Raw genomic sequence first — 25,923 nt, forward strand, 5'->3', positions numbered from 1 at the left:
AATCGTCGTTTTTACAACCGATCACGGGCATTTCTTCGGCCAGCACGGTTTGCATGACAAAGGCGGATTCCATTATGAAGACGTGATGAGGTTACCATTTATTGTTCGCTATCCAGAAAAGGTTCCGGCGGGCCGAGTGTCCTCCGCCCTGCAATCGCTCGTCGATCTAGCGCCGACGTTTTTAAGCTTTGCGGATATCCCGATTCCACGCACGATGACTGGTGTGGATCAAAGTGACGTATGGTCTGGGGAAGCTGATGACGCAAGGGACCATATCTTATGCGAAAACCGCACGCAGCCGACCGCTTTTCATATGAAACGTATGTCGATCAGCGCTATAAACTATCAATCTACTATCGTGAAACGTATGGTGAGCTGTTTGATTTAGAGACAGATCCGCAAGAGCTGAATAACCTGTGGGATGATCCAGCCTATGCTGATCTGAAATCAGCGCTTTTAATGAAGTACGCTTGGGCAGAGCTGGAGAAGGAACCGTTGCCGATGCCGCGGGTATGGCAGGCCTAAGTGAAGCAAAACTAGATACCTTGGATAAAAAGGAGAATGTTGAGTGGGGAATGATAATGTCTTATTTATTATGACTGACCAACAGCGCGCGGACTGTGTAGGCGTGAATGATAACCCTTACATTGAGACGCCGAATTTAGACTGGCTTGCTGCGCAAGGCGTGAACTTTACGAACGCATACACACCGAGTCCGTCGTGTATTCCGGCGCGCGCGGCTTTATTAACAGGCATGGCCCCGTGGAATACAGGTATTTTAGGAATGGGCGCAGGTCAAGGTCAGATGGGTGTTGGCTTTTCCCACACTTTGCCTGGTGAGCTGGCGAAAGCAGGTTACCAGACGCAGCTCGTTGGAGAAGGGCACTTCTACCCGCAACGGTCGTTAAATGGTTTTCACAACACTTTGTTAGACGAGTCTGACCGTGCTGAAGATCCTCAATTTACGTCAGATTATAAAGAGTGGTTTAACAAACATAAAGACGGGGAGTACGACGTCGTTGACCATGGAATCAATTGGAATTCTTGGATGGCACGTCCTTATCACGCGGTAGAACATTTACATCCGACGAACTGGACAGTGAATGAATCAATCAAATTCTTACAGAAACGTGACCCGAGTAAGCCTTTCTTTCTCATGACATCTTTTGCACGTCCGCACTCACCGTATGACCCGCCAAGCTACTATTTTGACATGTATAAAGATAAAGAATTACCAAAGCCATATGCTGGCGCATGGAACGACGTTTACGGACCCGAGCGTAAAGCTATTGAGCCTGATGCATGGCGGGGTATTCGAAGTGAAACGGAAACGCAGCGTGCCCGGGCGGGGTATTACGGATCGATTACCCATATTGATCAACAAATCGGGCGGTTACTATTATATTTGCAAAAATGCGGACAGCTGCACAATACGCTCATCATTTTTACTTCGGATCATGGAGATATGCTGGGAGATCATCAATTGTGGAGAAAGACGTATGCATATGAAGGCTCAGCCCGTGTTCCATTGATTATCAAGCCCCCGCGAGAGCTTGAATGCAAGCAAAAAACGGTTGCGGATGCGGTAGTGCTGCAAGATATCATGCCGACGATCCTTGATATTGTGGATGCTGACATTCCAGAAACCGTCGACGGCTTGAGCTTAAGAGGTGCGATTGAAGGAGACATGTTCCCAAGGACATATATTCATGGGGAGCATAGTGCTTGTTACGCTGAAAGTCAGGAAATGCAGTATTTAACGGATGGTGAATACAAATATGTTTGGCTGCCACGCTTGCACGAGGAGCAGTTGTTTCATATTAAAGAAGATCGAGGGGAAAGTGAAGATCTCGCCAAGGACATAGCGTACAATGATGTCTTAGTGATGTGGCGCAAACGAATGGTCGATCTTCTGGAAAAGCGTCAACTAGGGCTGACGTCGGGAGACGAGCTCGTCAGTCAAGCCGGAAAGCCGCCGATCGTTTCACCAAAGTATCAAGAACGGTTGGAGCGGTCGAGTTACAAATGGATGTAAGCTTGATTGATCAGATTTAAGATCACACAACAAGGAATAAACTTTATTTAGTGAGGGATCAATATTGAGCCAACCGAACATCATTTACATTTTGACAGATGACATGGGCTACGGTGATCTAAGCTGTTACACAGCCCAGCAATATCAAACAAAGCATATTGATCGCCTTGCAGATGAGGGGCGGCTATACACTGACGCTCATTCAACTTCGGCTGTTTGTACACCTTCGCGCTACAGCATATTGACAGGTAGATATTGCTGGCGAGGACCGGTAAAAAAAGGCGTTTTACACGGACACGATCCGTCCATTCTTGAACCTAACCGTGAGACGGTTGCCTCGTATCTAAAATCGTATGGATATCGGACTGCTTGTATTGGCAAGTGGCATCTTGGTTTAGGATGGGCGAAGGATCAACATGCTCCTCACGGTGTAGACTACACCCTGCCAATTCAAGATGGTCCAATAGACCATGGCTTCGACTACTTTTATGGCATTTCGGCATCCCTTGACATGCCACCTTATTGTTTTATCGAAAATGACCGAACGGTGGGTATTCCTTCTGTGCCTAAAGATCCAGTCGATTTTAGCCAAGAAGGTCGTGATGGCTTTATGGTTCCTGGTTGGAAGGACGAAGATGTGAATTCCACCTTGACGGAAAAGGCTCTCGATTTTATTAAGCAGCATGATACAGAAAAAGAAGATCCGTTTTTCTTATATTTATCGCTGACCGGGCCTCATACCCCTTGGTTGCCGAAAACAGAATTTCACGATCAAAGTGGCGTCGGTCCAAGAGGAGATTTAATTCTTGAAATTGATGATACGGTCGGGCAGATTTTATCATTACTTGAAGAAAAAAACATGAGAGAAAATACGATGGTCATCTTTACGAGTGATAATGGTCCCGATCCATGTCGTGAGGAAATGACGTCTTATGGCCATATGTCAACAGCACAGTGGCGGGGGCAGAAAGCAGATATTTGGGAAGGTGGACATCGTGTTCCATTTATCGTGAGCTGGCCTGTCCGTGTACCTGAAGGGACTGTTAGCCATTCCCTTCTGTCACTCAGTGACTTAATGGCTACATGTGCTGCAATCGTTGATGGAACATTGCCGCAAGATGCTGGCGAGGATAGCATGAGCCAACTTTCAGAAATGACAGGACAGACGTCTGCTGAACCATTACGTGAGTCAATCATTCTTCATTCTTTTGAAGGGATGCTGTCTTTAAGAAAAGGGGATTGGAAATATATCCGGGGTGCTGGCGGAGGCGGGTTCGATTTACGTGACAGAAGTCGAATTGGTATACCACACACGGACGATCGTGTGGTAAAGCCCGATGATCCTCAAGAGCAGCTTTATCAATTAGTCAATGATGAGGAGGAGCGAGTAAACAAAATACACGATGCTCCTGAAAAATTGCTGGCCTTAAGTCAGGAATTGGATGAGCTCATTGCGGCTGGACGGACAAGACCATGAAGCCATGCATAAAGTTGCTAGTTAGAGGTACCGGGGAAGGACATGACCGGTACCCTTTTTCCAATGTCAACAGAAATATTGCTGATTTGCCGGATCGGCAATTAATTTCTGTTCATAATGCGCTAGGCGCTTTGCTGCAAATCCGGGTGTCACGTTAAACGTTTTGGCAACAATTGCAATGGCTTCATCTAAAGAATAAGGCAAACGTACCTCCCGTAGCATAAAGGTCGGTACACAAAAATGAAAGGCAAATCGGTTCGCATCAAGCTCTTGATAATCGACCCAAGACTTCGGCATGACCATTTGATTCCCCGCGTGCCTCAAAGCATGACCAAGCTCATGACCGAGCTTTTCCCAACGATCCGCTTCACTTAACCGAGAATCGATCCAAATTGTGTTAAAGTAAAACGCCGAATCGTGCGGCTCAAAAACGAGGCGAAGCCCTAAAATATAAGCAATCATTCGTGCATCCAGCTGATCTGGTGTCTTAATATTCATCTCATCGTAAAGTGCCTTTACAAAATCTTCTAAGTGACTTGTCGTATAGTACAAGAAAACACCTCATTATTCAAAAAAGCGATCATATGTTCGGTTTATGAGTGAAAAGAAAAGACCTGCTACGGTCTCTCACTTGAGATATATGATATATCTGTATTTTTAAATTACTATAAACCATTTACTGAAGATTGTCACGGAAAATGAATACAATACTGTTGTTTTTTTACTCTTTTTGCTGCTCTTCTTCTTCAATCGCCTTCCATATTCTAGCGAGCCTTTTAATTTTCTCTTCTGGCGCTTGATAAAGGTCATCAAAAAAGCATCGACTTTCGGATCGAGAAATTCACGCCACATCTTGTCCGGGTGCCGTACTTTGTCATCCCCCGTAACAATATAGTCAATGGTTGTTTCATAAAGATCAGCCATTTTGCGCAGTGTTTCATAGTCTGGCTGACGAGCGCCTGATTCGTATCGAGACAATTGAACATTCGTAATTTCCAGCTTGTGGGCGGCTTCCTTCTGGTTCACATCGGTTTTTTCGCGCAATGCCTTTAAACGGCGAGCCATATCAGACATGAAACGTTCCTTCTTTCCTAATATATAGTAATCTTATTATAACATAATTTCCGTATTGGCAAAATAATATTACCGATATGGCAAAAAATGTTGATACTTCCAAAATGGTAATGTAGTATAGGGTTATAGTTACCGATATGGTAATATTTTTACTAAGAGAGAGCGAATTCTATTGACATTCGTATGAAAAGGGCACTTGTAATTTCCGTATCGACAATCATTAAATTGCCAGTTTGGAAAGAGAGTCTGTAACTTATGGCTAGCGACGAGGCGTTTTTATTCACTGAACGATCAGTTGGTGTTCTTAGGAATCCCGCACTTCACTCAGGTCATAAGGTCGATACACGATGACAAAAGGAAAAAGAGAGTTACATTGAGCGGGTTATGCGTTTTGGAAGCAGAACACCCGTGGGAAGTGAGCATTTGCGTCCACGGACGTCGATGAATTGAAAAATGGTAGGAATCAGATGGGTGTTACAGACGTAGTAAGGAGAGGTTTGTGCAAAACGAGGAGGGAAGCGAATTGAGGGTGAAGCCATTGACTGTACGCGAGTCAAGTAGATTGATCGATTTAAACGATCGAGAGCAGGACAAGCCGTTCATTATTGTCGCAAGTCATGGAAGTATGAAGTACGCCGAGCTTCCACACCATGGGGAAACGAAGGTGATCACTCATCAAGGGCAAGTGAAACGCATTAGATTTGATGAAGGGGAAGAATTTTAAACTATATATTACGTTCTACCAGCCCACTGGAGGACACTGAACGACTGCGGAAGCGATCCGTCGTCTGTCAGTGTCCTTTTATGATGAAAGGAGAAGACGATGGAAAAGAAACCGACGAAGAAAAAAGCAGAAAAACTGACGGAGCAAGAAGTGAAAGAGCTGATGGGCGTCGATCGACAGATTTATATGAGACGAGGAAGTGCGATCGTACGAAAGGGAGGAAGGACGCATGAGTGAACAGTTGATTATTCCTTTCACGTAGCACGACCGAAACCAAATGCTGACAAGATGCAAAAGCTTAATCAGGAGGGATTCATTGATGAGTAAACGAAAAACGACAGCTGCGACGTTTTCGAAGCAGCAATTTCTTCAATCTGCACAAAGTTCAGGAGTCGAAAAAGACGTCCTCGCTGTTGTGCTGAAGGATGACACGACGTACACAAAAGCCGAAGCAAAACGGCTTGCTGATCACTTTAAAAGGAAGGTGCTATAAATGGCAGGAGGAACTTGGACGACGCAAAATAAAGTACGCCCTGGATTATATGTAAACGTGGAGAGTGTACCGGCTGCGGTCGGAACACTTGGTGAGCGTGGAACGACGACGCTGGCATTACCACTAAGCTGGGGTCCGACAAAACAAATCATCACAATTCAGTCAGGAGAGGACATTCAGACGGTCCTTGGCTATGACATGACGGATGAAAAAATGCTGTTGATTCGTGAGGCGTTGAAACGCGCCGCAACCCTGCTGTTGTACCGTTTAAATACGGGTACACACGCGAGTGTCACGGTTGGAGAAGCAGGCAGCGGAGAGGAAGGGGAGACACAAACTGGTACTACATTGACAGCACAAGCGAAATATCCTGGCGTTCGCGGCAACGATTTAGCGGTGGCGATTCAAAGCAATGTCGATCAGCCTGCGCAATTTGACGTGAAGGTATTTCTTGCCGGGCGTGAGGTGGAGGCACATACCGTCGCGACCGCTGCTGACGTGAATAGTGCTTGGGTCGAGCTTGCAGGCGAATTGCAGACGAGTGCTGGCTTGACGCTTTCTGGCGGAGAGGATGGCGAGGTGACCAATGAGGACCACACGGATTATTTGACGGCGATTCAAGTAGAAAGCTTTCAAACCGTCAGCCTGAGTTCGACCGAGCAAAGCTTGAAGGAGCTTTATGCAGCCTTCGTAAACCGACTTCGTGAGGACGAAGGGGTTAAAATTCAAGCCGTCTTGGAAAATGACACTTTACCGGACAGTGAAGGCGTCATTTCGGTGCAAAATGGCGTCATTTTAGCGGACGGCACCGTCTTGAGTGCGGCGGAAGCGACCGCTTGGGTTGCAGGCGCAACCGCGGCGGCAACGGTCAATCAATCGTTAACGTACAGTGCCTATGACGGCGCTGTCGATGTAAATCCGCGGCTGACAAATACAGAAATCGAATCCGCGTTACGCGACGGTGCGTTTCTGTTTACTCATTCGGACGGACGAGCGATCGTCGAACAAGACATTAACACCTTTACCTCGTACACGCCGACGAAGCGTCAGCACTTCAGTAAAAACCGTGTCGTTCGTGTGCTAGACGGGATCAGCAACGACGTTAAACGTATTTTTGAATCATTTTACATCGGTCAGGTCGACAACAACGACGACGGTCGGAATATGTTCCGTCAGGAGATTGTCAACCATTTATCGGCACTCCAAGGGATGAACGCCATTCAAAACGTCGATTCCCAAACGGACGTTGCGGTGGTCGCTGGCCAGGATTCGGACATTTTTATAAAGGACGTGATCATTTTGAACGACATTCTCACCTTTGCGACGCTCCTCGTGCCGATCATTGCCGCACTCGTCGAAGTAACGAAGCGAACGGTCGCTTACCCGAAAAATTTCGTTCCGCTCGTGGCGCTTTTGCTTGGGATCATCGTCGGCCTGCTGGCCGCACCATTTTCCGACCTCGTCGTCGCTTTCCGGCTTTGGGCAGGCGCTCTTGCAGGGCTGGCGGCGACGGGACTGTTTGAAATCAGCAATCCCCGCCCCGGAACGACAAAGCGTCTTGAACAATAAAAAAACCAACAGTCGACTTTCCGTCAACCATTGGTTCACATTGCAGCTTATCTTCTAAACACGCCGAGACGAGATGCGACTCACTTCTCCTACACAAGCTCCATATTCATATGAATCTCGCGCCACAGGTCGAGCTCACTTTCACTCAATCCCGTATCTGTAATGAGCATATCGACGTCTTTGATATCAACAACTTTGTGCAACGAAATGCGCCCGAATTTCGTATGGTCGGCGACCGCGATCACAACTTTCGCCGCCTCGATCATCCCTTTTTTCGCAGGGACGAGGTTGTCATCGAAGTGGGTGATCCCTTTGTTCACGTGAATGGCAGGCGTGCCGATAAACGCTTTGTGGACGTTCATCGTTTGCAGAGCGTTGTCGGTCAGGCTGCCGTTTAGCATATAGCTTTCCGGCTCAATGACGCCGCCGGTGACGATCACTTTAATGTGCTTATGGTTACGCAAGGTGGCGGCAATATTGATGTCGTTCGTAACGACGGTGACATCTTTTTTCGTCGTCAGCTCACGCGCAATGTGCAGTGTCGTCGTCCCAGAATCAAGGATGACATTGTCACCGTCATGAATGAGGGAGGCGGCATACTTCCCGATGCGTTCTTTTTCTTTATAAAACGTTTTTTCCCGTTCAATGAAGGGAGGCTCTGACTGGACCTCCTGATCACCGATCGTGACGCCGCCGTGGGTACGATAGAGCGCACCTTCATTTTCCAGCGCGGATAAATCACGGCGAATCGTCGCCTCATGAACGTTAAATTCATTGGCTAATTCGGAAACGGTGGCAATGTGTCGTTCAGTTACGTATGCTAAAATCATTCTTTTTCGCTCAATCGGCAGCATGGCGTTCCCTCTTTCACTCGAATCCTGTATTTTATTCCATTTTAGATGGATTACGGCGTGGATTCAAGGGAATCATGACCAGGCTAGCTTGATTTCGTCGCAGCGACCTCTGCAGACGGATTGGCTTGAAAGTCGTCCGGCAGCGTAATAAATTTTGTCAGAAAGGCACTTAAGAAATAAAGGCCAGCGAAAATCCACATGACACCAGCATCACCGACGATACCGATCGTCAGTCCAACGATCGCAGGGCCGATGAACGTAGGCAAGCCAGCACCTAGGTTTAAGATCGACATCGCCGCTCCTTTGTCGCTTTTCACGAGTGATGGAACGAGTGCGGATAATGGTACGTAGGCAGCGAGCAAGGCTCCCCAAATCATCCCGATCGCACCGACCGCCCAAATGTTTCCTTCAAACCAAGCCGGAGCGTAGTAAAGCCCGAGCGTCGACAACCCGCAGCCGATGCCGCCAAAATACATAATCGTATTGCGCCAGCCAATTTTGTCACCGACGACACCAAAGATGAGGTTAAATACAATATTACTCGTGAAAATCGCCCCCCAGATGCTGAGCCACGTTGATGTCGGAATGCCGTGTGTCGCAAGATAGGTCGGCAAAAAGACTGGGAAGGCGAACTGAGCTGTCGTATTAATCGTCCGAACAATTCCGCCGAGCAGCACTTTAGGCTCTTCGATTGCGATTGTCATACCTTTCTTAATTTCCTGAAGTTTCTCAGCCGCATTTTGGTCACTTTTCCGCTCGAGCTTGTCTTTATTTAAGACAAGGGCAAAGAAGGCACCGAGGCATACCCAGAAAATGGAGCTCCACAACGTGTTCACATGCCCCATCGCTTCAATGGCTAAGACAGAGTAATACGCGCCAAGCACGTTTAAGCCGCCGGTAAAGACAAACCAGAACCAGCCGACCGCTGAGCCGAGCCGGTTTTTGTCGGCACGATAGGCGATCCATACTAAGAATGAGTAGGCGAACAGTGGATAACCAAATCCGCGTAAGGCGTAAAATGGCACCATCCACGTCAAGCTTAACGAGTTAATTCCAAAGGCGATAAATCCGGAAGTTCCTAAAATATAGAGAATAAGTCCGGCGAGCATCGTTTTTTTCGTTCCTAAGGCTTCCACGAGCACCCCGGAAAACCACGAAGAGATCGCGATCGTCACCCCGTAGGCTGAAAACAGTAAGCTCGTATGCTGCACAGTGAACCCTTGTTCGATCAGCCAAGGGCTGAGCCAGCCGATCTCTAGTCCATCCCCCATCATAAAGATGAGAACGCCTAAGTATCCCCAGGCAAGCTTCGAGGGGATACCGACTTTATCCAATGCATTCACTTGATTCATGATTAATCCTCCCATTTAAAATTCAGAATGACCTTGTGCCAACCTTTATGCTCAGCCGCTTTATTCATCGCCTTCGTTAAATCCGCTGGTGTGCGAATGTCGACAAATTGATCAGGTAGCAGTTTTCGTAAGGCTTCTTGGTACGCTTGATCTCTGAAATACTGCATCAAATCAGCAAACTCTTTCGTTGAGCTTCTTGAGCTGCCAAACAATTGAATCCCTTTTTCGAGCACGTCGCGTGTATTGATAGGGACTCGGTCTTCGGTAACCCCCATCAGGACAAGCTTTCCTTCTGGCTCGATTAGATCGATCGCCTGGTTAATGGCGCTTTCACTAAAGCGTCCTCCTGTACATTCAAACACCGTCGTAATCCCTTGATGTCCGAGAAAATCAAAATCAAAGACGAGATGTGTCGTCGCAAACGAAAATTGCGCCAGTTTTTCCTCGGCAGCGCCAAAAACGATTAAGTTTTCCTTCGGTACATGGTAGACGTAATGCAGCATCGCAGCCGTTAAATAGCCGACTGGTCCGTCACCAAACACGGCAACATTGCCTTGTTTAAGGTAATCGCTTACATGCGATATGGCGTGAAGAGAGACAGAACAGAGCTCAGCTAAAATCGCGATGTCATCGGGTAGATCGTCTGGAATCAGGACGACATTTTCTTTTGGCAAGACCAAATGGCTCTGTCCGACGCCGTCATATCCGCTTCCAAGAAAGACGCTATTTGCACAATAGTTATCCTCGCCACCGCGCCGGCAAGGGGCACAGCACTCTTCTTTCGTATAGTGACCGCGAACATATCCCGGAATATTCGGAACGATCACAACTCTTTTTCCTACCTCAATGTCGTCTGTATTGGATGCGACGACTCGGGCAATACCTTCATGAAATAATGCCATCGGCAGCTTTTTTTCTAATGCTTCTTTTCGGCGGTCTCCAGTAAAGTAACGAAGGTCGGCGTGGCAAATACTAGCCAGCTCATTTTTTACAGCAACATGTTCATCGGGCATGTCGTGATTTAAGGTGACCTCTTCAAATCGGCCAGGCTGCGTTAAGCGGAATGCCTGTGACATGACCGTTGCTTGTGTCATTGATTGTGACAAACGTTCGTCCTCCCCAACTAAGTTAATTTGTTTATTTTTGTTCATAATATCTGTTTAATGTTCATTTTGTCAATGTAACCGGTGTTATTTTGTACTTTTTTATTCATTTTTGCTCATTTACCATTGCCAGATGAATGTATATCTATTAAGATGATTCCTACAAGCGCTTACAGAATTGAGGGATATATTCGTGGATCTATTTTCGATTGGAATTGATTATGGGACTGAATCGGGTCGAGTGTTAATCATTCATACAAAGACAGGCGAGATTCAAGGATCAAGCCTCATACCTTATAAGCATGGTGTCATCAATGATCGCTTACCTACGACAGAAGCACCGAGTCTTCCTAGGGATTTTGCACTTCAGCATCCGAAAGATTATTTAGAGGTGCTTTTTTTAGGCATTCCAGAAGCGATTCAAAATGCAGGCATTAAGAAAACACAAATTGTCGGGTTAGGGGTCGATTTTACGTCGTCGACGATGGTGACAGTTGATGAGCATCTACAGCCGCTTTGCTTTCGTAAAGACTATGAAAATCACCCGCACGCGTGGGTGAAGCTGTGGAAGCATCACGGCCCAAAAGAAGAAGCCAATGAGCTGTTTGAAGAGGCTGTAAAGCAGAAGTGCCCATGGCTTCGTGATTATGGCTTTAATGTGTCGACGGAATGGTTTATACCAAAATATTTAGAAACGATCCGTCGAGCGCCAGAGGTATACGAGGCGGCAGATCTTTTTATTGAGGCGGGCGATTGGATCGTTTCCCAGCTGACAGGGGAAGTCGTTCGCAGTAACTGTTCCTTAGGGTTTAAAGCATTTTGGAAAGAAGAGGGCGGTTTTCCCGAGGAATTTTTGCAAGGCATTGACCCTGAGCTCGGCAAGCTCGCGTCCACGAAGCTTAGAGGAAAAGTCGGATTTATCGGCGAGAAGGCGGGTACGCTGACGAGTGACATGGCTGAAAAGCTTGGATTGCCCGAAGATTTAGCTGTCGGTGTGGCGATCATTGACGCCCATTCAGCTCTGTTAGGCATTGGCGCGTCAAAGGCGAATGAAATGACGATGGTCATGGGCACGTCTACGTGTCACTTAATGTTGAATGAGAAAAAAATCCAGCTACCCGGCATTTCCGGTGTCGTCAAAGATTCGATCATTCCTGGATTATACGCGTACGAGGCAGGGCAGTCTGCGGTAGGAGACTTATTTGGCTGGTTTGCAAAGCAGGTTCCGGCTGAATTTAAAGAAGAAGCTAGCGAATTAGGGGTATCCGTTTTTGATTTGCTCGAAAAGAAAGCCAGTGCCTACGTCCCAGGTGAAACGGGGCTGCTGGCGCTCGATTGGCATAACGGCAACCGGTCAGTACTGTCGGATTCAAGTCTAACGGGGCTCGTTGTCGGTTTAACACTGACGACCAAGCCGGAAGATATTTATCGCGCGTATCTCGAAGCGACCGCTTTCGGGGCAAAAATGATTCTTGATAACTACGAGGAGTGGGGCATGCCGGTCCATAAAGTCTTTGCGTGTGGCGGCTTACCGCAAAAAATGCCCTGTTAATGCAGATTTATGCGGACATTTTAAAGCGGGACATTCACGTTTCTGCCACCGATTACGCACCAGCAGTCGGCGCCGCCGTACTCGGTGCAGTTGCAGGAGGGCAAGGCAAGCTTGAAGATGTCACACAAGCGATGAGACAGCCCTTTCTTAAGGTGTATAAGCCGATCAAAGAAAACGTAGAGCGCTACAAGGAGCTTTTCAGCATTTATAAAGATTATCATGACGATATGGGCTATCGTAAGCCACACTTAATGCAGGATTTAAAACAACTGGCCGAAAAAGCAGCGGATGAAAAATAAATGAACGAGCCTTCTCTGACAGGAGGCTCGTTTTTTAACGTAAGATTTGACCAAAAGCACATGATTTTGTTTGAAAAGGGAAAGACTAGGTTACCGTATAATGAATACTTTTTTTAAAGGAGGAAGTTGTGCATGTCACATGAACAGTATGCGTCTACGATTCAAGCTTTGCACGCATGTATGGAGGCGTGTAACCATTGCTACGATGCCTGCCTGAAAGAAGAAGACATGCAAATGATGGCGGAATGTATTCGCTTGGATCGGGAGTGTGCCGACATTTGCGGCTACCTTGAACAAGCGCTCGTGCGCGGAACCCCCTTTGCCAAAGAGTTGGCGAGCGTCTGTGCCACGATTTGTGAAGCGTGTGGGAACGAATGCAAAAAGCATGCCCACGATCATTGCCAACAATGCGCTGATGCATGTTTTACGTGTGCCGAAGCCTGCCGCGCGATTGCGTAAAGGTTCCAAACGGTTGGACGTTTTCAAGATGAACGTTCAGCCGTTTTTTATGCCATTTATTTTTTCCATGCATGATTAGAAGCGGCTTTTTATTTTGCGGCCATGGCAAGCTGCATCGCTAGCCGGATTGGTACCGCTGAGGCCATCTGGTTAACGTTTCCGACGAAATATAAGTCTTTTTGCGGATGATAGAAAGCAAGAGAGCCAGTTGACCCGGAATGTCCGATCAACTCACCCTCCCCTTGAAAGAGTGTAGAGGCCCCGCCTAAGGGAATTTGCATATATCCGCCCCCATAGTGAATAGGCCCCATCATGATTTGCAGCTTTCGATAGGTTGCCAACGTAGTGAAAATGGTTTTGTTAAAGAGCTTACTGCCAAAGAAAGCTTTTATGAACACCATCAACTCAGCAGTCGTCGTGACAGAGCCACCACTCGCGCTATTTTGAATAAACATAGGACGATGAAGTTGTTGATCCTTATAATAAATATGAGGCATCTTGTCATTTTCGCCTTCAATAAGATAGGTAGCGACAAGGTCGAGCGGAGAAACAATAAATTGTTTGTACGCGTCTGATAATGTCTGATCACTGGCTTTTTTAATAATCTCTCCGAGTAAATCAAAATTAACGTCTGCATAATACGCTTTTCCCTTACTGTTTGGTGCGAAATGCGGTTTTAAATGTTTCGTTTTTTCTATGATTTCTTCAAAAGAGAGATGAAAGTCTTCTTGAATCACACGGCTCTTCATACTGTTTTTTCTTTCCTCATAAATGTCAGGCAAGCCACTCGTCTGAAACAGTAAATCATAGATCGTCAGGTCAAAAGAGTAATCTTGACCGCGATACATATGAAGCCCTTCGAGCAGCTGCTTGTCAAAGTACGCTGCAATTTTTTCGTCCAGTGATATTTTTCCTTGTTCCAGCAGGCGAAGAATACACGTTGTCGTAAACAATTTGGTGATGCTTGCCATCAGTAGCGGTGAGTCAACAGTCAAACCGCTATAGCTTTGGTAAAAAGAAAAATCACCAGTCTTATTCTCGATGAGAAGACTGCCTTCATAAATATTCTTTTTTCTTGTAAAACGTGTGAATATTTGTTCAAATCGACGTGTATGATGCTTTCCCATTTGTCGCTCCTTCATTCACCAAGGAATGATGAGGTAGATTTTTGATCAACGAGTCGTAACACAACGTGTTAAAGCGGTTTTTAGTCATTGAAGCTGAAGATCCTCCGCCAATCTATGCTTTCATCTTAAATGAAAAGGGCAAAAAAAGATAACTTTTGCCACGAATGTGTGAAGCTGCATTTTTACAAAAAACGAGCAATAAACGCTTCGCCAAACATGAGATAAGTCATGATGAAAAGGAGACTGAGGAAGGGTTTAAGCAGCCAGCGTTTCTGCTTGACTGTACTATCTTGTGAGGGGCGATGAATGAAAACACCATATAACAGCAATGAACACATCGATAGTGGGAGAAGTATTTTAATCGTGAGCGTCACTTTTGCTGGCGTTAACATCTCGCCGAGCATCGCCCCCATCATCCCGCCCATTAGTCCAGCGATCAGCCCCTCAAAGCAGGAAACCAGACCGAGAAACATGCCACAGATGAGTCCGAGCAGGGAGCCAGTAAGAATGCCAAGCATCGTCGATAGAAACAGTTGTCCACTGAAGAGCATACCAAAAAGTAAGCCAACAACGAGCCCTAAGCATGTCCCACAAAACATCGAAATCACCATGCGCTGTGAGTGATTGAGGCGCTTGGCACAGCGGATGGCTAGGCAGACAGCAATCATCGCAATCGCAGCGACTGTGGTAGCGGAAAAAAAGGTAAAGGTCATGAATGTTGCTCCTTTTAAATGAAAACAGTTTTGTTCAAGATTATATTCAGCTGGCAAACCATTCATTCGTTTACCGCCGTTTGCTTTCACCCTTTTTGTGCTAGCATAGCATTGATTAAGCATCGATTTGACAAGAGACAACTCTGGACATTGAAACGCGTCTCCTTCGTCGATCAAAAGACTTTACACTGGAGGCGTTCATCATGACATTTCATCTGATAGATTATAACGACTGGAATCGTGCCCAACACTTTGAACACTTTTGGAATTTAGAGTGCACATTTAGTGTCACTGCAAATATTGATATAACAACTCTGCTAAAAGAGCTCAAGGATCGCGAATTAAAACCATACCCTGCATTTATGTATATCATGACGACAGCGGTCAATCGTCATCGTGAATTTCGCATGGCATTTAATGAAGACGACCAGTTAGGCTATTGAGATGCGATGGTGCCGAGCTATACGATTTTTCATAAAGATGACCAGACGTTTTCGAGCATTTGGACAGAATTTTCCACATGTTTTCCTAAATTCCATCACAGCTATTTGCAAGATATAGAGGAATACGGAAATGTCAAAGGCTTTTTGACAAAAGAAAACACCCCGCCCAATGCGCTCTCCATCTCGGCTGTGCCATGGGTGTCTTTCTCCGGCTTTAATTTAAATATTAATAAAACCAGCAACTACCTGTTGCCAATCATCACGATCGATAAGTTCTTCACCGAAGAAGGCAAAACGATGCTGCCCATTTCCTTTCAAGCGCACCATGCCGTTTGTGATGGCTACCACGCAAGCATCTTTATGCATGAAGTGCAGGAGATGGCTGACCGCTGTCAAGAGTGGCTGACGACAGACGATGGATAGAAGAGTGTAAGGGGTTGTAAAAAAAGTGAGGTGATTGACATGCATATGACGTATTCCTTCATTTCTTTAGTCTTTTTGCTGTTAAGTATCTTGCCATTGATACTAATTCAATTTACTCATGAATACTTTACGTTACTAACCTTTGGTCAAACAGGACTCATCGGCGTGCTCATGCCCATATTCTACGGTTTAATCAGTTTCATATTGATCATGTTAACAAAAAAAGGGACTCTAAGAATGCTAGTCCTTATTTTTGGTGCCATGTCCTTATTCTTAAATGTGATTATTGCCTTTGTTGCGATATTTGGCTTTAGAGGGCCATAAGCTTTACGCGAATACTGTTGGAATGTATAAAGAGGATAGACGCTAGACGCAAACATAGGGTGAAATAGCATTTACTTCTATATAATAGACGAAGGGCAAGAGAATTAAGCGGTGCGAACCATAAGCGCACATAAAAACCCCGGGAGATTCGCACCAAATTCTTAGAAAAAACCTTCCGTATGATTGAAGAAAAGGTTATAATTTACAATTGAATGAGCAAGAAGCTTCGATAATGCCGTATAACAATGAGAATTCCCATTTTTAAGGGGCATTTTCGCTGTCGCACTCCACGTGAGTGCGTGGATTGAAATAAGCTACCCCGATCGCAAGGGCCGGCTAAATTTTGTCGCACTCCACGTGAGTGCGTGGATTGAAATGGAATAAACGTCCCCGAAGTCCTCCGGCATATTTGTCGCACTCCACGTGAGTGCGTGGATTGAAATAACATTCCTTGAAGAATCTTAAAGATCAGAACGGTCGCACTCCACGTGAGTGCGTGGATTGAAATCGCCCGCAAAGTGGTTACTATACGAATGCGGATAGTGTCGCACTCCACGTGAGTGCGTGGGTCAGTAAATCGCCCGTAATTAGCCGAAACCATCTTTAAGTGGTATAATGAAAATAGTCGCACGCCACGTAAGTGCGTCGAAAAAACAAAACATCACACCGTGTTGAAACTAAAAACAGGTGATCCTTACATGCAACTGATGTAAGGATTCACCTGTTTCTTTGATCTAAAGCTTTGTACTGATTGTAGGAAAAAGACAGTCAAAAAAATTGAAGTGAGGCGGTCAAGAGATGAATAGTGAATTCCGGCAACAGCTTCTGCAGATGCAAAAGCAAGATCTTGAGGTGAGGGAGCGGCTTCTTAACGCTGGTGAATTAAATCGCGGCTACCATCCAGAGATGAAAAGTGTTCATGATGACCATCAAGCCAGGTTAGCGTCTTTGATTGAAATACACGGTTTTCCAACGATTTCGCTCGTTGGTGAAGACGGTCATAGGGCGGCGTGGCTCATCATTCAACACAGCATCAGCCATCCATCTTTCCTAAAAGAGATGCTGGCACAAATGAAAGCTTTTGGTCGGCATCAAGTTAACCGCACTTACGTTCCCTATCTTGACGATCGTATTCATTTTTATGAAAGAGCGCCTCAAAAGTATGGAACGCAATTTGATTACGCGCTAGATGGGGTGATGCGCTGTTGGCTTCTTGCGGATGCTGAGAACGTTGACCTTTATCGACGCGAGGTCGGATTATCACCAGTGGAAGCAGTGAAAGCACAGATGGCAAAAGAGTCTAAGAGTGTGACTGTTGCAGAAGCGAGAGCAATGAGACAGGAGATGGAGGACTGGCTGATCGAAACAGGCTGGTGTCATGAGGACGATCGGACGGTTTGAAATATATTCCTTTACACCAATGCATTATGATACACTGAAAATAGACAAACCAGAAAGGGTGTGGTGCTTATGGTACGCACAAACACATTTTTAGTCGATCGTTGCCCAACGTTTTGTGGAAACCAATTGAAAGGATGGGAGCACACCCTTGATTACTGGAAAGCGTGTAGAGTTACGGCCTGTCTCCCTGGCCGATTTTAAACGGACGTACAAATGGCGTAACGATGAGGAAGTCGCCGTGATGTCTGCTGGAGAAGATTTTTTTCGTTACAGTCATGTGTCTGAGGAGCAGCTGGAAGACGCCTTTGAAAAAGTGATCAAAATGCTGGACCGGCGCGAGAGCTGTCAATTTTCGATTTATACGAAGGACGAGCCTGCGCTTCATATTGGCTCGATTGGGTATCGGGATCTTAATCCAGTCTCACGATGTTGCACATTAGGGATTAGCATCGGCGAGCGTGCCTATTGGAGCAAAGGCTATGGCTCGGACGCAGTCAACAGCTTGTTGCGTTATTTGTTTCAATCGATGAACATTGAGCGGGTGCAGTTGGACACGTGGAGTGGCAATACGCGCGCCATTCGTTCGTATGAGAAGTGCGGGTTTACGATTGAAGGACGATTGCGTAACAATGCATACGTGAACGGTGCTTACTATGATACGATCGTGATGGGGATTTTACGAAAAGAATATTCCCTTTAAAAAGGAGCCTCAGCGTGTAGGTGAAGTCTTTCTAGGCTTTGTCTGCACGCTTTTTGTTATTGGAAAAACAAGGAAGGGAAGCGGAGCATTTAGTTATAAGAGCAAAATGAGGCGAGTCACGCCAGTTGTGGCCGTTTCAGAGTGAAGACAAAGTCTATTTTATATGTCGCTTAGTAACCTCTCCGGATTTTTTCCCGCGAATAGAACCTAAATCCATGAGATGGTGAACGAGGTGACGGATGCGAACGTTTGTCACCACGCTAAGGCATTCTTCGTATTATACGTCCTTTTGCATAAAAGCCGCCAACTGGGCAATGCCGGCTTTTTGGAAGCGGCGTTTTTTTTGCACCATGTGTAGCTTGCGCGTGAGCGTGAAATCTCGAATGGGGACTTCCTGTAAGGTGCCAAAGGTGATTTCTTTGGTGACGCACTGTCGGGGGATGATGCTGACGCCTAAGCCGGCTTCGACGGCACTTTTAATCGATTGCATACTGCCGAGCTCCATAAAGCGATGCGTTTCGAGAAACATGCCCTGTTCCTTTAAGGCATTTTCAATCATTGCTCGTGTGCCAGAAGTAGGCTCACGCCAGATGAATTGTTCTTCTTTGAGCTGGGCAATTGGAATCGGGCTACGCTTTGTCCAAGGATGGTCTTTGGCGGTGACTAAGATGAGCTCATCTTCGGCAAACGGGAAAATGATCATGTCGGGATCGTGAGAAAAAGAGCTCTCGACAAAGGCGATGTCGATATCATTGGCATGTAACTGGTCGAGAATGTCAGGCGTGTTTCCGAGCGAAAGGTTAAAACTAAACGTTTCATGCTCACTCCTAAAGCGACCTAAAACGTCGGGTAATATATATTCTCCAATCGTGAGGCTGGCGCCTAAGCGTAGTAAAAGATTTGATGTATCTGAAAGCATCGTAATCGCTTCTTTAGACTGTTCGTAGTATTCTAGCATTTCTTTTGCAAAAGGGTAGAGCGCTTTACCTGCTTCGGTGAGGTGCAGCTTGTTTTCTCCACGATGAAATAAGAGCGTGTTGTAGTCGTTCTCCAGCTGGCGAATTTGTTTCGTTGCTGCTGGCTGTGATATGTAGCGCTTTTGGGCGGCTTGGGTAATGCTGCCATCTTCCACCACGAGGCAAAACAATGCAAATGTGTCCATATTCATCAGCATCATATCCTTTCTAATAGAATCCTTTGTTGTCTTTTACTGGGAGAGTATTAAGAATGCTTCTACAATATAGATTTTCCCCTCGGTTTACACGGTATTCGTTTTCGTTATACCTCATCATTTATTGCGAATGTACAGGGGTGCCTGCATCTGATACGTTCATTATACAGAAGGGACAGGGAGGAAGGGAGATCATCTTATGGATTTGGCAGCAGGATTGATATTGCTTTTAATTGGAATATTTGCAGGGGGGTATGGCACGATTGTCGGTGCTGGTGGCGGTTTTATTTTCGTGCCGGCGCTGCTTTTATTGATGAATGTCGAGCCAGCCGTTGCAGCTGGATCAGGGTTAGTTATTGTTCTCATCAATGCGATATCAGGAGCGATGGGATATGCTCGGCAAAAAAAGATTCAGTACGCTGTTGGGGTCAAAATTGCTGCTGGGGCGATTCCAGGTTCACTTGCTGGGGTATGGATATTGCAAATGTACTCATCGTCGTATTTTTATATTGTTTTTGCGACTGTTCTCGTCGGACTGGGCACATTTTTGCTTATCAAAAATTCGAAGAAACGAGCAGAAACGGCGGCAACCGCAGAAGCACTGTCTGCCGGGCAGTATACTGCGGCAAAGTTAGTGCCTGTCGGTATTCTCATGGGGATATTATCTAGTTATCTCGGGATTGGTGGCGGATTTTTGCTTGTTCCCATCTTGATTTATTTGTTTAAGATGCCAACATACGCAGCGACAGCAACGTCAATTTTTTCGTTGACCCTGTATACAAGTAGTGGTGCGATCATGCAAATGTACTTAGGAAATATCGATTGGAGCATTGTTGTTTGGGGGGGCGTCGGTGTTTTACTCGGTTCGCAGCTCGGGGTGCTGCTGTCACGGAAAATCTCGGCGCGCGGTATCATTCAGATGCTGGCAATCTTGTTAATTGTCATTGGCTTCCGCTTGTATTTTCAATGATTAAAAGTAAGTAAAAAGACATGCCGCTATCTCACACAAGAGAGGCGCGCATGTCTTTTTACGTCTTTATTCAGGTCTTTCACCAGTGATTGCTTCAATGAGACCAAAGCCAGTATCGGCATTGTCGATTTGACCAGTAAACATGTCTAAGCCTGGGCCGAATGCATATACAGGAACATCGACAGCAGTGTGTCCGCCGGTTGTCCAACCAGTACCGCTTCGTACGTCAAAAATACGTTCGATCGCGTTGTCGATGAGTGTTGCATTCCCGTTTACAGCCGAATCTTTTACAGCCTGGATTTCATCAGCAGTGAGTTCAAAATCGATATACTTCCTTAGCGTTCCTTCAACACCTGCACCATCAGCAATTTGTTTTGCCATAAAGTCTGGAGAACGCTTTGCCTTTTTTAGGGCTGCTGGGTCCCATTCATATGAGCCGGCGCGGCCAATGGACATGCCACCTGTCGAATGATCAGCTGTGGCAACGACGAGCGTTTCGCCGTCTTCTTTAGCAAAGTCGATCGCTGTTGCAAATGCTTCCTCAAAGTCTTCCATTTCACTCATTACACCGACAACGTCATTGTCATGACCAGCCCAATCGATTTGGCTTCCTTCAACCATGAGGAAAAAGCCGTCATCGTTTTTATTTAAACGATCAAGTGCAGATTCCGTCATTTCATTAAGTGAGGGTGTGTTTTCGTTACGGTCGATCATTTTGTCCATGCCAACAGGTGCAAACAGACCGAGAACTTGTTCGTTGTCATCATTCATCATTTGCTCACGATTCGTGACATAACTGTAGCCATCTTTTTCAAATTCGTTAATCAGGTTACGGTCTTCACGATCGAAATAATCTGTACCGCCACCGAGAATGACGTCAACGACGTGATTTCCATCAATCATGAGGTCGAAATAATCGTCAGCAATTTCATTGTAATTTTGCCGTGACTCGTTATGCGCACCAAATGCTGCTGGCGTAGCGTGATTCACTTGCGAAGTTGCCACGAGTCCGGTTGACTTGCCTTCCATTTTCGCCATTTCAAGGACGGTTTCAACATTTTGTTTTTCCATATCAACCGCAATGGCGCCGTTGTATGTCTTTACACCAGAGGACATTGTCGTAGCTGCAGCTGCAGAGTCGGTAATGTTCTGTTCTAAATCGCCAGGGTATGTAGATTGAAGCCCTACCAGATATGGATCAAATTCGGTCATCTCCATAACGGGCGTGTCAGGGTTGTCTTTGTAGTATCGGTACATCGTCGTAAATGATGGCCCCATCCCATCACCAACAAGAAAGATCACATTTTTAATGTCTTCTGTTTGCTGATCTGAAGCTTCTGCTTGTTGTGCTGTTCCGATGAGGCTTGTGACTGCGAGCGTAGTAGCTGCGGCGAGCGGAGCAATTTTTTTTACTAGTGGCTTTGAAAACAAACGAAAAACCTCCTTCGTTTAGTAAGAAAATTAAATCTATGAGAAATTCTACCAACCATTTGTTAACGAAAAATCAATAGAAAGTTAACTGTATGTAAATATAAGGCATTGAATGAAAAAATGATCAGCTGACACACTTGCAGAATTCAGACGAGGAAACAGCTACAGAGCGGAATTTAATACATAACCAATGACATGTTTTATGTCATAAACGGTCTGCCTCGTCCAGTGAAAAATTTTTTTCTCAGTGTTAAAAAAGCTTGCACAAAGAACGTGTATTCGTATATAATAAGAACAAATGTTCTTGTTTTGCGGGGAGGATATAGAGTGAAATCTGGCGATGTATGTAGATCATATATGTTTCCAGCGACGGTATTTTTTCAAAACGACGTATTAAAGTTCTTAAAGAAAACGCAGCCTATCTTCATGCACACTGTTATGAAAAAAAGAGCACACGGACTTTTCGTAAAGACAATTTTTTAGGATGTCAAAAGCATCCCCAATGATGAAGACGAAAATGGTAGATTGCTTGATCATCTTTTCCGTAAGTCGACGGTTCACTGTTTGAAAGAAAAAACGCACCCGTTTTCGTAGGAGAAGGAGGGAGAACGGGAGATCTATCACACTGCTTACACCTTAACATTGAATTTTGGGAAAATAAACAAAAAAAGTAAAATTAACCTTGATACGTATAAAAATGCCATTTATAATACGATAAAACGTTTTATTATATGAGTGATATTGCTTTTGTCAAAAAACGTTTAGCTCATCTGAAGGAGGGATTGAATGAAAAAGCTGTTTGGCGTTACAACGGCCATGGTTACTCCAATGTACGCTAACGGTGAAGTTAATTATTCTGAAACAGCTAAGCTGACAGAATTTTTAATTTCGAAAGGAGTCGATTGCCTTTATCCGCTAGGTACTACGGGAGAAATGTTAAAACTATCTTTAGAAGAGCGTAAAGAGGTTGCTGAAACGGTTATTCGTGCGGCAAACCAACGCGTGCCGGTTTTCGTTCATATTGGTGCGATGACCGTGAAAGAAACACTTGTGCTGGCCGAGCATGCTGTTCAAGCGGGGGCTGACGGCATTGGCGTAGTCACACCTATCTATTTTCCTGCAAGCGGAGAAGACATTGAGCATTATTATGCGACAATTGCGAACGCATTGCCGAAGGATTTTCCAATTTATCTTTACAGCATACCTCAATTATCTGGGAATGAGCTTCCGGTGAAAGTCGTAAAGCGTTTAGCTGAATCATATCCGAATATTGTCGGCATGAAGTATAGCTATCCCGATTTTCTCATGCTAAAGGATTATTTGTCCATTCGTTCAAATGATTTTTCTGTCTTAACTGGTACTGATGCTCTGTTTGTCCCTGCTTTAGCGATGGGCTGTGATGGTGTAGTGTCAGGGGTGTCAAGCGTTTATCCAGAGCCTTTTGTACATATTTATCGTTCGTTTCAAGCCATGGACTTAAATGATGCACGTGAGATGCAGAGGCATGCCGATCGCATCATCAAGATTTTGCAAGCAGGAGCAAATATAGCCTATTTTAAAAGTGGACTTGAACATAGAGGGATTAAAGCCGGATCAGTGAAAGGTCCACAACAAGACCTTAATAAACGGTTAAATGAAGAGCTTGTTCAGGAGCTCAACGAATGGATTTCTGAGCTTTCTGAGAAAAAACTTATGTCCATTTACTGAGGTTATCATGAAAAAAGTGACGATGAATGATGTAGCCAAGGACGCCGGTGTGTCCATTGCTACGGTTTCTAAAGTGATCAACAATAAAGGCTATGTAGGTCAGCAAACGTTTGAAAATGTCGTGATGTCAATACAGCGTCTAGGTTACAGAGTAAATGCAAATGCAAGAAGTTTAAAATCAGCAATGTCAAATAAAGTAGCTGTTTTGATTTCTGATATTTCGAATTTTTATCTGATGTCCCTTGCCAAACAGATTGAGAAAACGATTCGTACGCTTGGGATGCATATGATTTTACTTAGTCATAATGATGATGAAGCACAAGAGTATGCCGCGTTGCAAATTATTTTGGAACAGCAGGTTGCAGCTGTAGTGATCATACCAACTGGTGGAAATAACGAGACGATTGATTATATTAAAAATTTACGAATCCCCGTCATTGCGATCGATCGCGAGGTGGAAGGGGTTGAGACCGACCTTATCGTTGATGACAATCACTTTGGTTCTTATGAAAGTATGTTTTACCTGCATCAGCTAGGACATCATCGTATTGGTGTCATCTATGGTCACTTTAAAAATTCGATTGCACGTGATCGTTATCAGGGCGCGGTAGACGCAATTAAAGACTTTCAATTGGATTCAGAAGATTCGCTGATTAAAAAGGCTGATTTTAGTGAGGAGAGCGCATTTCAGCAAACAACGGAGCTGTTGCAGTCTGGTGAGATGCCAACTGCGATTTACTCTTGTAATAACACGATGACAAAAGGAGTCATAAAAGCCATTTGGGAGCAGCGTCTTAAAATTGGTGAAGATATTTCTGTCATCGCGTTTGGAGAGCGGTCACAGTGGGAGCTTTTTAGGCCACAATTGACATTAATGACACAGCCGGTCAATCAAATTGGCGTGGAAGCATCTATCCTTTTGCGCGACCGACTGACTTCGAGTATGGATTTTCCATTAAAAACGATTGTCATCAAACCAATATTGGACGAAGGAAAGTCTTGCTGGAGATTACATTAGAGGAGTTGGAGTCAATGAAAAGGTGTTATGGATTAACTGTGTTTATCTTTACTCTACTACTGCTGTCCGCCTGCGGTGGAGCAACGACGACTCAAGGTGACCAAGCCCAACAAGGAGAAGCAACTCAAGGGGAAGGGAATTCAACAGATTATCCTGAGAAACAGGTTGAAGTGGTCGTTCCAGTAGCTGCGGGTGGAGCATCTGATATGGTTTCGCGAACGATTGCGGCAGAAATGGAGAAAGAGCTAGGTGTGCCAGTAGTTGTTACGAATAAAGCTGGTGGCTCTGGTGCTCCAGGAATGTATTCTGTAAGAGACGCATCAGCAGACGGTTATACCGTTGGTTATGTTCCGGTCGAGCTGTCTATGTTAGAGAGTTTAGGTTTAGCTGAAATATCGCCAGAAGATTTTACTGCTCTTGGTCAATTAATGACGATACCTTCCGCTATTACTGTTCGTTCTGATGCCCCATACAGCACCCTTGAAGAATTTATTCAGTATGCAAACCAAAATCCAGGTGAAGTCAATATAGGGAACTCAGGTACCGGATCGATTTGGCATATTGCAGCCGCAGCGTTCGCACAGGCGGCCGAGATCGATGTAGAGCACGTGCCTTATGAAGGGGCAGCACCAGCTGTCAGTGCTTTAATGGGCGGACATATTGATGCAGTTACTGTAAGTACTTCGGAGGCTTTGTCTGGGATCGAAAGCGGAGACTTTAAAGTTTTAGCCGTCATGAGTGACGCGCCTGACGCAAACGTCCCGGACATTCCAACCCTGCAAGATTTAGGCTATGATGTCAATCTTTCTGGATGGGGCGGTTTTGTCGTGCCAAAAGAGACACCACAGGATATCGTTGAAACATTACAAGCCGCATTTAAAACGGCATATGACAGTGAGGCTTTTCAGAAGCTATTAGAAGAAAGAGGGATGACGCCAGGCTACAAAGCTGGAGGAGATTTTCAAAGCTTTGCGAAGGAGCAATATGACTACTTTAGTGAAATCATTTCACAAATTGAATTTGAGTAAGAAAAAAACAAGTTAAGGGAGGAAAAGGTGAGATGCGTACAGCGAATATATGCTTTGATTTAATTTTGCTCATCGTTTGTGGCTGGTTATTTTGGCTAACCTTTTCCTTTACAACATTATTTACTCAAGATGGCATCGGTCCGTCTTATTTTCCGCGCCTGATTTTAATCGTATTAATGATGACGACGCTCGTTGATTTATTTAAAAGCTTCTTCATTGAAAAAAAACGGTTTCTGCCTCCAGAGGCAAAAAGCTTGGTTGTCAGGCTTATATTGTTTAGTTCAGTGATTGCCTTGTTTATTACTTTGATGGAGGGTATCCCATTTATCATCAATGCAAGTGTATCTCTGTTTCTTTTGTCACTCATTATTAACATCTCTGTTCTTCCGGCAATAATTACATCGGTAGCCCTCAGTGTCACTGTCTATTTTATCTTTACAGCTGGATTTAACGTCATTCTGTAAGGGGAGATTGAT

At 45.2% G+C, this 25,923-nt stretch carries 24 protein-coding genes, 3 pseudogenes and 1 CRISPR repeat array; of the genes and pseudogenes, 18 read left to right on the forward strand and 9 right to left on the reverse strand.

The annotated features are described in order from the left end of the window. The 3 genes and pseudogenes from G4V62_RS12475 to G4V62_RS12485 form a co-directional block, all read left to right on the forward strand. A pseudogene (locus G4V62_RS12475) lies at positions 1–525 on the forward strand (sulfatase/phosphatase domain-containing protein); the annotation flags it as partial. A 43-nt stretch (positions 526–568) separates the two neighbouring features. After that, positions 569–2,035, forward strand: coding sequence for an arylsulfatase (locus tag G4V62_RS12480; protein ID WP_165202708.1), 1,467 nt, complete (start codon positions 569–571; stop codon positions 2,033–2,035). 64 nt (positions 2,036–2,099) lie between these two features. Beyond that, on the forward strand, positions 2,100–3,512 hold the full coding sequence (locus tag G4V62_RS12485; RefSeq protein ID WP_165202710.1) for a sulfatase family protein: 1,413 nt from the start codon (positions 2,100–2,102) through the stop codon (positions 3,510–3,512). 66 nt (positions 3,513–3,578) lie between these two features. Here G4V62_RS12485 and G4V62_RS12490 read toward each other — a convergent pair whose 3' ends face one another. Both G4V62_RS12490 and G4V62_RS12495 read right to left on the reverse strand, forming a co-directional pair. Further along, positions 3,579–4,064 (reverse strand): ImmA/IrrE family metallo-endopeptidase, encoded by a 486-nt coding sequence (locus G4V62_RS12490; protein ID WP_165202712.1) that lies wholly within the window; start codon positions 4,062–4,064, stop codon positions 3,579–3,581. A 105-nt stretch (positions 4,065–4,169) separates the two neighbouring features. Then, entirely contained in the window at positions 4,170–4,586 is a 417-nt protein-coding gene (locus G4V62_RS12495) for a helix-turn-helix domain-containing protein (protein WP_165202714.1), read from the reverse strand. 529 nt (positions 4,587–5,115) lie between these two features. Here G4V62_RS12495 and G4V62_RS12500 point away from each other — a divergent pair. The 4 genes from G4V62_RS12500 (at position 5,116) to G4V62_RS12515 (ending at position 7,372) form a co-directional block, all read left to right on the forward strand. Beyond that, entirely contained in the window at positions 5,116–5,310 is a 195-nt protein-coding gene (locus tag G4V62_RS12500; RefSeq protein ID WP_376768314.1) for an XtrA/YqaO family protein, read from the forward strand. A gap of 99 nt (positions 5,311–5,409) precedes the next feature. Further along, on the forward strand, positions 5,410–5,547 hold the full coding sequence (locus G4V62_RS12505; RefSeq protein ID WP_165202717.1) for a hypothetical protein: 138 nt from the start codon (positions 5,410–5,412) through the stop codon (positions 5,545–5,547). Between the two features lie 82 nt (positions 5,548–5,629). Beyond that, positions 5,630–5,803 (forward strand): YqzN/YkzM domain-containing protein, encoded by a 174-nt coding sequence (locus G4V62_RS12510; RefSeq protein WP_165202719.1) that lies wholly within the window; start codon positions 5,630–5,632, stop codon positions 5,801–5,803. After that, a complete protein-coding gene (locus G4V62_RS12515; RefSeq protein WP_165202721.1) occupies positions 5,804–7,372 on the forward strand; it encodes a phage tail sheath family protein in 1,569 nt (522 codons plus the stop codon). It begins immediately after the preceding gene. A gap of 89 nt (positions 7,373–7,461) precedes the next feature. Here the strand turns inward: G4V62_RS12515 and G4V62_RS12520 are convergent, their stop codons facing one another. The 3 genes from G4V62_RS12520 to G4V62_RS12530 form a co-directional block, all read right to left on the reverse strand. Continuing rightward, positions 7,462–8,226 carry a DeoR/GlpR family DNA-binding transcription regulator gene (locus G4V62_RS12520; RefSeq protein ID WP_165202723.1) on the reverse strand — a complete coding sequence of 255 codons (765 nt, stop codon included), beginning with the start codon at positions 8,224–8,226 and terminating at the stop codon, positions 7,462–7,464. A gap of 83 nt (positions 8,227–8,309) precedes the next feature. Further along, the gene (locus G4V62_RS12525; protein ID WP_165202725.1) at positions 8,310–9,578 is read right to left on the reverse strand and encodes an MFS transporter; all 1,269 of its coding nucleotides are present in this window, start codon (positions 9,576–9,578) and stop codon (positions 8,310–8,312) included. 2 nt (positions 9,579–9,580) lie between these two features. Further along, positions 9,581–10,672 carry an alcohol dehydrogenase catalytic domain-containing protein gene (locus G4V62_RS12530; protein ID WP_165202789.1) on the reverse strand — a complete coding sequence of 364 codons (1,092 nt, stop codon included), beginning with the start codon at positions 10,670–10,672 and terminating at the stop codon, positions 9,581–9,583. Between the two features lie 202 nt (positions 10,673–10,874). On the opposite strand from G4V62_RS12530, the pseudogene G4V62_RS12535 reads away from it, so the two are divergent. Both G4V62_RS12535 and G4V62_RS12540 read left to right on the forward strand, forming a co-directional pair. Beyond that, positions 10,875–12,532, forward strand: a pseudogene (locus tag G4V62_RS12535) (ribulokinase). Between the two features lie 132 nt (positions 12,533–12,664). Further along, positions 12,665–12,991, forward strand: a complete 327-nt coding sequence (locus G4V62_RS12540; protein ID WP_165202727.1) for a four-helix bundle copper-binding protein — start codon at positions 12,665–12,667, stop codon at positions 12,989–12,991. Positions 12,992–13,080: 89 nt separating this feature from the next. Here the strand turns inward: G4V62_RS12540 and G4V62_RS12545 are convergent, their stop codons facing one another. Beyond that, the gene (locus G4V62_RS12545) at positions 13,081–14,118 is read right to left on the reverse strand and encodes a serine hydrolase domain-containing protein (protein WP_165202729.1); all 1,038 of its coding nucleotides are present in this window, start codon (positions 14,116–14,118) and stop codon (positions 13,081–13,083) included. 182 nt (positions 14,119–14,300) lie between these two features. After that, positions 14,301–14,831: a hypothetical protein gene (locus G4V62_RS12550; protein WP_165202731.1), complete on the reverse strand. Its 531-nt coding sequence runs from the start codon at positions 14,829–14,831 to the stop codon at positions 14,301–14,303. Positions 14,832–15,034: 203 nt separating this feature from the next. On the opposite strand from G4V62_RS12550, the pseudogene catA reads away from it, so the two are divergent. The 4 genes and pseudogenes from catA to G4V62_RS12570 all read left to right on the forward strand — a co-directional run bounded on the left by catA (position 15,035) and on the right by G4V62_RS12570 (position 18,122). Then, positions 15,035–15,697: pseudogene (catA, locus tag G4V62_RS12555) on the forward strand (type A chloramphenicol O-acetyltransferase). Between the two features lie 39 nt (positions 15,698–15,736). After that, entirely contained in the window at positions 15,737–16,021 is a 285-nt protein-coding gene (locus G4V62_RS12560; protein ID WP_165202733.1) for a hypothetical protein, read from the forward strand. Between the two features lie 279 nt (positions 16,022–16,300). Continuing rightward, positions 16,301–16,669: a CRISPR direct-repeat array (repeat unit 24 nt; unit sequence GTCGCACTCCACGTGAGTGCGTGG). Positions 16,670–16,819: 150 nt separating this feature from the next. Further along, entirely contained in the window at positions 16,820–17,422 is a 603-nt protein-coding gene (locus tag G4V62_RS12565; RefSeq protein WP_165202735.1) for a DUF6624 domain-containing protein, read from the forward strand. A gap of 148 nt (positions 17,423–17,570) precedes the next feature. Next, a complete protein-coding gene (locus G4V62_RS12570) occupies positions 17,571–18,122 on the forward strand; it encodes a GNAT family N-acetyltransferase (protein WP_165202737.1) in 552 nt (183 codons plus the stop codon). 277 nt (positions 18,123–18,399) lie between these two features. On the opposite strand, the gene G4V62_RS12575 is transcribed toward G4V62_RS12570, so the two are convergent. Continuing rightward, on the reverse strand, positions 18,400–19,290 hold the full coding sequence (locus tag G4V62_RS12575) for a LysR family transcriptional regulator (protein ID WP_165202739.1): 891 nt from the start codon (positions 19,288–19,290) through the stop codon (positions 18,400–18,402). Positions 19,291–19,492: 202 nt separating this feature from the next. Between G4V62_RS12575 and G4V62_RS12580 the strand changes: the two genes are divergently transcribed. After that, complete coding sequence (locus G4V62_RS12580) at positions 19,493–20,263, forward strand: sulfite exporter TauE/SafE family protein (protein WP_165202741.1); 771 nt, start codon at positions 19,493–19,495, stop codon at positions 20,261–20,263. Positions 20,264–20,329: 66 nt separating this feature from the next. Here G4V62_RS12580 and G4V62_RS12585 read toward each other — a convergent pair whose 3' ends face one another. Then, positions 20,330–21,694: an alkaline phosphatase gene (locus tag G4V62_RS12585; RefSeq protein ID WP_165202743.1), complete on the reverse strand. Its 1,365-nt coding sequence runs from the start codon at positions 21,692–21,694 to the stop codon at positions 20,330–20,332. Between the two features lie 786 nt (positions 21,695–22,480). On the opposite strand from G4V62_RS12585, the gene G4V62_RS12590 reads away from it, so the two are divergent. The 4 genes from G4V62_RS12590 to G4V62_RS12605 are packed head-to-tail and all read left to right on the forward strand — an operon-like array spanning position 22,481 to position 25,911. After that, positions 22,481–23,401, forward strand: a complete 921-nt coding sequence (locus tag G4V62_RS12590; protein WP_165202745.1) for a dihydrodipicolinate synthase family protein — start codon at positions 22,481–22,483, stop codon at positions 23,399–23,401. Positions 23,402–23,408: 7 nt separating this feature from the next. Then, positions 23,409–24,419 carry a LacI family DNA-binding transcriptional regulator gene (locus G4V62_RS12595; protein WP_165202747.1) on the forward strand — a complete coding sequence of 337 codons (1,011 nt, stop codon included), beginning with the start codon at positions 23,409–23,411 and terminating at the stop codon, positions 24,417–24,419. Positions 24,420–24,433: 14 nt separating this feature from the next. Beyond that, complete coding sequence (locus G4V62_RS12600) at positions 24,434–25,447, forward strand: tripartite tricarboxylate transporter substrate binding protein (RefSeq protein WP_165202749.1); 1,014 nt, start codon at positions 24,434–24,436, stop codon at positions 25,445–25,447. A 32-nt stretch (positions 25,448–25,479) separates the two neighbouring features. After that, positions 25,480–25,911 (forward strand): tripartite tricarboxylate transporter TctB family protein, encoded by a 432-nt coding sequence (locus tag G4V62_RS12605; RefSeq protein WP_165202751.1) that lies wholly within the window; start codon positions 25,480–25,482, stop codon positions 25,909–25,911. The last annotated feature ends 12 nt before the right edge of the window (positions 25,912–25,923 follow it).

This window comes from Litoribacterium kuwaitense, assembly GCF_011058155.1.
GTDB classification, from domain to species: Bacteria; Bacillota; Bacilli; order Bacillales; family DSM-28697; genus Litoribacterium; species Litoribacterium kuwaitense.